Origin of the sequence: Micrococcus sp. HMSC31B01, assembly GCF_001816085.1 — a bacterium.
GTDB classification, from domain to species: Bacteria; Actinomycetota; Actinomycetes; order Actinomycetales; family Micrococcaceae; genus Micrococcus; species Micrococcus luteus.
The window spans coordinates 1-4,712 of the sequence record NZ_KV825229.1 but is presented as its reverse complement, the minus strand read 5'-3'; the positions used below and the strand labels follow the sequence as shown (position 1 = coordinate 4,712).

Below are 4,712 nucleotides of genomic sequence, written 5' to 3'. Positions count from 1 at the left end.
CGGGCGAGGCGCGGCCGGGCGCCGCGGAGCCGGGCGACGACGCGCCCGGCGCGTCCACCGTCTGAGCCCCTCCGTCCACACCTGGCGGGCCGCGTGCACAGGGTTCTCCACAGAGTTGTCCACAGGTGTGGATGAGTCACACGCGTGTGATCCGCCGAAGCCGAGCAGGGCGTGACCGCAGACCAGGGAGGACATGCGGAGGGAGCGGCTGCCGGTAGCCTGAGCCGATGCCCTCCACCGCCGTGCCGCCGCGCGACTCCGGCGCCGCCTCCACCCTGCCCGCCCGCACCGGGCACCGCGGGGTGTCGATCCTGCGCACCGCCGCCCTCGTCCTCGTGGTGGCGGCGTTCGTGTGGCTGGCACTCACCGTGCGCCTGCCCGGTGTGGACGAGCTGCGCGCCCAGCTGGACGGCTTCGGCTGGTGGAGCTGGCTCGCGTTCACCGTGCTGTACGCGGCCGTGGCGCTCACCCCCATCCCCGTGACGATCATGGCGGTCACCGCCGGTGTGCTCTTCGGCGCGATCGAGGGGACGGTGCTGTCCGTGGTCGGGGCCCTGCTGGGCTCGCTCGGGGCGTACGGCATCGCGCGCGCGGTCGGGCGCGAGGTGGTCCTGCGCTGGCTCGGCCGCCACGCCGGGACCGTGGAGCGGCGGCTCGAGGACACCGGGTTCCTCGCCCTGCTGACCCTGCGCGTCGCCCCGGGGCTGCCGTACTGGCCCGTGAACTACGGGGCGGGCGCGCTCGCCGTGCCGCTGGGGATCTTCGCCGGCTCCACCGCGGTCGGCGTGATCCCCGGGCAGCTCTCCCTCGTGGCGATGGGGGCGTTCGCGGTGCGCCCGGGCGTCGTGAACGGCGTGCTGCTCGGGGTGGGCTGGCTCGCCGTGGGCGGTCTGACCCTGTGGGCGGTGCGGCGCTGGCGACGGGCAGCCCGGGCCGCGGAGGGGCCGGCGGGCTCGGAGGGGCCGGAAAGCCCGCGGAGTGGTCAGGACACGCCGTCTCCGCGTGCGCGACGCGGCGTGTCGTGACCACTCTGCGCCGGACGTCAGCCGAGGGTTGTGTACCGCACGCCGAACTTGCTGCTGACCTGCAGGAACACGAGCACGTCCGTGCCGCGCGCGTAGGCGGGCATGCCGTACCAGGTGCGGGGTTCGAGCTCCGGGGCCGCCTCCGTGACGATCCGGTGCACCCCCACCGCCATGGCGCGGTCCTGCTCGGGCATCTCCTCGATCTTCACCAGCAGGTCCTGCAGGGCGTCGGCCTTCTTCCTGCCGCCGCGCTGGGCGCGCAGCTCCTGCGCGCGCTCGGTGATCGCGGCCTGCTCCGCGGCGCTGAAACCGGTGGACTCGCTCACGGTGCCTCCTGGGGTGCGGGGACGGGTCCTGCCCTGGTCTCAGCCCCGACGGCCCAGGCGACCGAGCAGGCGGGTCTGCCGGTCGGCGTCGTCGGCCACGGGGACGGGCTCGCCCAGGATGCCGGGCGTGTAGGCGGCGTCGCCGAACAGTTCCAGCGACTCCTCCACGCAGTCGATCTCCGCGTCCGTGAACCGCGCGTCCACGCCCTGCGAGCGGGCCAGGTCCCAACGGTGCACGATCACGTCGAACGCGTGGAAGCGGATCAACGCCTCACCCACGGGCATCTCCCCGAGCGCGGTCTTCATGGGCCGCATGATGAACTCCTCGTCACCGGCGAGGGCGGACATGGCGGCGGCGTGCTTGGCCCACTGGGTGGCCAGCTGCTGGCGGGACCCGTCGAAGAGGGGCACCTCCCGGCCCTGGCGGGCGGCGAAGTCGCGCTGGCCGGCGATCACGTGGTCCAGCAGGTCCAGCGCGTCCCAGCCCTCACACGGGGTGGCGGCGTCCCAGTCCCGCACCTCCCGGACGACGGCGGTGAACGGCTCGGCGGCCGCGTTCCAGCGGGCCTCGACCTCGGTGGCGGGGATGGACATGGTGCTCTCCTCAGGGTCGCGGGGTTCTCGGGGCCGCGGCGGGCGACGACGGCGCCGGGCTCGGCTTCTTCGGGCCGCGGATGGACTCGGGGCGGGCCGGGTCCAGGACGGACCGGGGGTCGAAGAACTCCTCCAGCACGGGCCGCTCGCCCGAGACGGCCGCGGCGAGGCTGATGCCGTCCACGTTGATGCGCGAGCCGCGGTAGTAGCCGGGCTCGAGCTGGCCCCACGCCTTGGAGGTGCCGTCCACGAGGAAGAAGGAGCGGTAGCCGAGCTCGCGGAAGTAGCGGTACCGCTCGTTGTCCTCCGTGTACTTGCCGGGGCCGGTGACGTCCGCGCCGAACGGGTAGATGAGCATGTCCGTGGGGCCGAGGATCGGCTCGACCTCCTCGTGCCAGTGCCTCATGTCGAACTCGAGCTCCTCCATGGTCAGCTTCGGCACCGTCCGGTGGCCCCACGTGTGGGAGGCGAACTCCCAGCCGCTGTCCTTGAGCGCGTCGGCGACCTCGGTGGCGGCCGCGACGTCGGCGTCGAACGTGGGGCTGTCCCCGAACTCGCGGGCCGAGGTGCGGTAGCCGAACACGCCGTCGTAGCCGGTCATGGCCAGCACGCCGCGGGCGCCGTTGAGGCTGAAGTCCGGGTGCTCGGCGAGGAAGTCGTCCAGGCGCGGGACGACGTCGAACGCCCCGATGTGCGTGGTGCCCTCGGCGTCCGTGTACTCGTTGCGGACGCGGCCGTCCTCGGCCACGATCAGGCGGTCCGCGAAGCCGTCGCCGTCCATGTAGAGGTAGTACGAGCAGTCGTCCAGGGAGAGGATCAGCGGGGTCCGGCCCTCGGGGACCATGAGGGTCTTCGGGCGGACGACGTCGTCCTCGCCCACCTCGTACAGCTCGTGCGGGGAGACCAGCACGTAGCCGCGCTCGTAGACCTGCCGGATGACGGCGTCGAACTCGTCCACCGTGACCATGAAGTCCAGGTAGCCGCCGGCCTTGTCGTCGCCGTCGAAGGCGCGGGCCGGGTCCACCACGAGGGAGTGGAAGAACAGGTGCGGAACCCGGGCCACGTCCGACCAGGCCACCGGTTCGCCGGCGGGCGGCGGACCAGCGGGGGCGGCGGAGGTGGGCGCGGACGAGGTCGGCACGGACGACGACGCCGCGTCCTCCCCGTCCTGCCCGCAAGCGGCCAGCAGTCCCGATCCGAGCAGGGCGGAACCGGCCAGGAGCAACTGTCGGCGGGTCGGCTGCGGCACGGGCGGGGGCATCGGGCACCTTTCTCCGGGGGCACCCATCATCCCAAGGCCGCCCGGCCCGAGACCACCCCTGCCGGGCGGGCGGGCGGAGGTGGGAACCGGCCGGGCATGGGAGGCCGGCCGGCGGCGGGGCTCGATCCGCCGTAGACGGCCCAGAGTGGTCACGCGGACGACCCGAGCTCGGCGCGGACCGTGTTCGACCGCTTCGTGTTCAGCAACCACATCCGCAGCGTCAGCGTCGACTGAGCCCCGGCTGGGAGGCACCTTCGACGCGCGCCGACGCACGCGCCCCTCGTGCCGTGCCGCATGCCACACTGGCGAGCGTGACCCGACGTCCGGATGCACCGCCCCCGGTCGACCCGCGCACGCGTGCGGCCCTGCGCGCCGTGCTCACGGTCCTGGCCGTGATGGCGGTGCTGTTCGCCGCCGTCGTGCTGATGCTGGCCTACGGGCCCGCCCGCTGAACCCGTCCTTCCCGATCCAGGAGCAGCCATGTCCCCCGCGGACCCCACCGCCGACGTCGCGGCCCGACCGGCCGGCCCCGCCGCGGTGGCCGAGGCCTTCGCGGCCGCCTGGAACGCCGCCGACGCCGACGCGCTCGCCGAGCTGTTCGCCGAGGACGCGGACTTCGTGAACGTGGTGGGCGTGTGGTGGACGCGGCGGCGGCAGATCCGGGTGAACCACGCGCTCGGCTTCCGCTGGATGTTCCCGGCCTCCCGGCTCGTGCTCGGGCAGGTGCGCGTGCGCGAGCTCGGGGACGTGGCGGTGGTGCATGCGCCGTGGACCATGACGGGGCAGACCGCGCCCGACGGCGACGAGGCCGGCGAGCGCACCGGCGTCCTGCTGCTCGTGGTGCGCCGCACCGAGGCCGGGGCGTGGGAGGCGGTAGCCGGGCAGAACACGGACTCCGTGCCCGAGGCGCAGACCCACCTGGCCGACGACGACGGGCTGGCCGCGGTGCACTACCACCCGTCGGCGTGGATCGATCCCGACGACGACCCCGACGGCCCGGAGGCCTGCTGAGCGGCGGCGGGCTCACTCCACCGTCAGCAGCCGCACCCAGTCGTCCTCGACGCGCTCCCCGCCGACCACGAACTGCCGCGCCCCGATCGTCGCGAAGCCAAGGCGCTCGTAGAACCGGTTGGCCCGTGTGTTCTGCGCGTTCGTGCCGAGCCACACGTGCCGGAACCCCAGCCGCCTCAGCCGCTCGACGCCGTCGTGCACGAGGGCCTCGGCCAGCCCGGTGCCGCGCCCCTCGGCGAGCACGTACAGCTTCGAGAGGTGGCCGGCCGGCACGTCGCCGAGCCGCTCCGTGACGGGTGCCTCGGGGGTCGCGGCGGTCTCGTACATGGCGTAGCCGAGCAGGGTCTCCGGGGCGTCGGCCGCGGCGCCCACGAGCACGATCCGCTCCGGGTCCGCGATCCACGCGGCCACGGCCGCCTCGCTCAGGTGCAGCGCGATGTGCGCGTCCACCGCGGCACGCGGCAGCGAGGCCGGGGAGGCGTCCGGGAAGGTGGC

Annotated in this window: 7 protein-coding genes; 3 read left to right on the top strand and 4 right to left on the bottom strand. The window is 74.2% G+C overall.

What is annotated here, in order from left to right; genetic code table 11:
* Window positions 1–227: 227 nt before the first annotated feature.
* Complete coding sequence (locus HMPREF3105_RS08585) at window positions 228–1,025, top strand: TVP38/TMEM64 family protein (protein WP_036382340.1); 798 nt, start codon at window positions 228–230, stop codon at window positions 1,023–1,025.
* 17 nt (window positions 1,026–1,042) lie between these two features.
* Here HMPREF3105_RS08585 and HMPREF3105_RS08580 read toward each other — a convergent pair whose 3' ends face one another.
* The 3 genes from HMPREF3105_RS08580 to HMPREF3105_RS08570 are packed head-to-tail and all read right to left on the bottom strand — an operon-like array spanning window position 1,043 to window position 3,206.
* The gene (locus HMPREF3105_RS08580) at window positions 1,043–1,351 is read right to left on the bottom strand and encodes a DUF1801 domain-containing protein (protein WP_246830358.1); all 309 of its coding nucleotides are present in this window, start codon (window positions 1,349–1,351) and stop codon (window positions 1,043–1,045) included.
* 39 nt (window positions 1,352–1,390) lie between these two features.
* On the bottom strand, window positions 1,391–1,945 hold the full coding sequence (locus HMPREF3105_RS08575; protein ID WP_036339014.1) for a TIGR03086 family metal-binding protein: 555 nt from the start codon (window positions 1,943–1,945) through the stop codon (window positions 1,391–1,393).
* A gap of 10 nt (window positions 1,946–1,955) precedes the next feature.
* Window positions 1,956–3,206, bottom strand: coding sequence for a polysaccharide deacetylase family protein (locus HMPREF3105_RS08570; protein ID WP_069941205.1), 1,251 nt, complete (start codon window positions 3,204–3,206; stop codon window positions 1,956–1,958).
* A gap of 311 nt (window positions 3,207–3,517) precedes the next feature.
* Between HMPREF3105_RS08570 and HMPREF3105_RS13260 the strand changes: the two genes are divergently transcribed.
* Window positions 3,518–3,658 carry a hypothetical protein gene (locus tag HMPREF3105_RS13260; protein WP_168168005.1) on the top strand — a complete coding sequence of 47 codons (141 nt, stop codon included), beginning with the start codon at window positions 3,518–3,520 and terminating at the stop codon, window positions 3,656–3,658.
* Between the two features lie 28 nt (window positions 3,659–3,686).
* Window positions 3,687–4,217, top strand: coding sequence for an SgcJ/EcaC family oxidoreductase (locus HMPREF3105_RS08565; RefSeq protein WP_069941206.1), 531 nt, complete (start codon window positions 3,687–3,689; stop codon window positions 4,215–4,217).
* A 12-nt stretch (window positions 4,218–4,229) separates the two neighbouring features.
* Here the strand turns inward: HMPREF3105_RS08565 and HMPREF3105_RS08560 are convergent.
* A partial coding sequence (locus HMPREF3105_RS08560) for a GNAT family N-acetyltransferase (RefSeq protein WP_070709249.1) occupies window positions 4,230–4,712 on the bottom strand: 483 nt, incomplete at its 5' end.

Coding starts and splice junctions, on each gene's coding strand:
- HMPREF3105_RS08565 (WP_069941206.1), top strand. CDS start 3,687: ATGTCCCCCGCGGACCCCACCGCCGACGTCGCGGCCCGACCGGCCGGC.
- HMPREF3105_RS08585 (WP_036382340.1), top strand. CDS start 228: ATGCCCTCCACCGCCGTGCCGCCGCGCGACTCCGGCGCCGCCTCCACC.
- HMPREF3105_RS08570 (WP_069941205.1), bottom strand. CDS start 3,206: ATGCCCCCGCCCGTGCCGCAGCCGACCCGCCGACAGTTGCTCCTGGCC.
- HMPREF3105_RS08575 (WP_036339014.1), bottom strand. CDS start 1,945: ATGTCCATCCCCGCCACCGAGGTCGAGGCCCGCTGGAACGCGGCCGCC.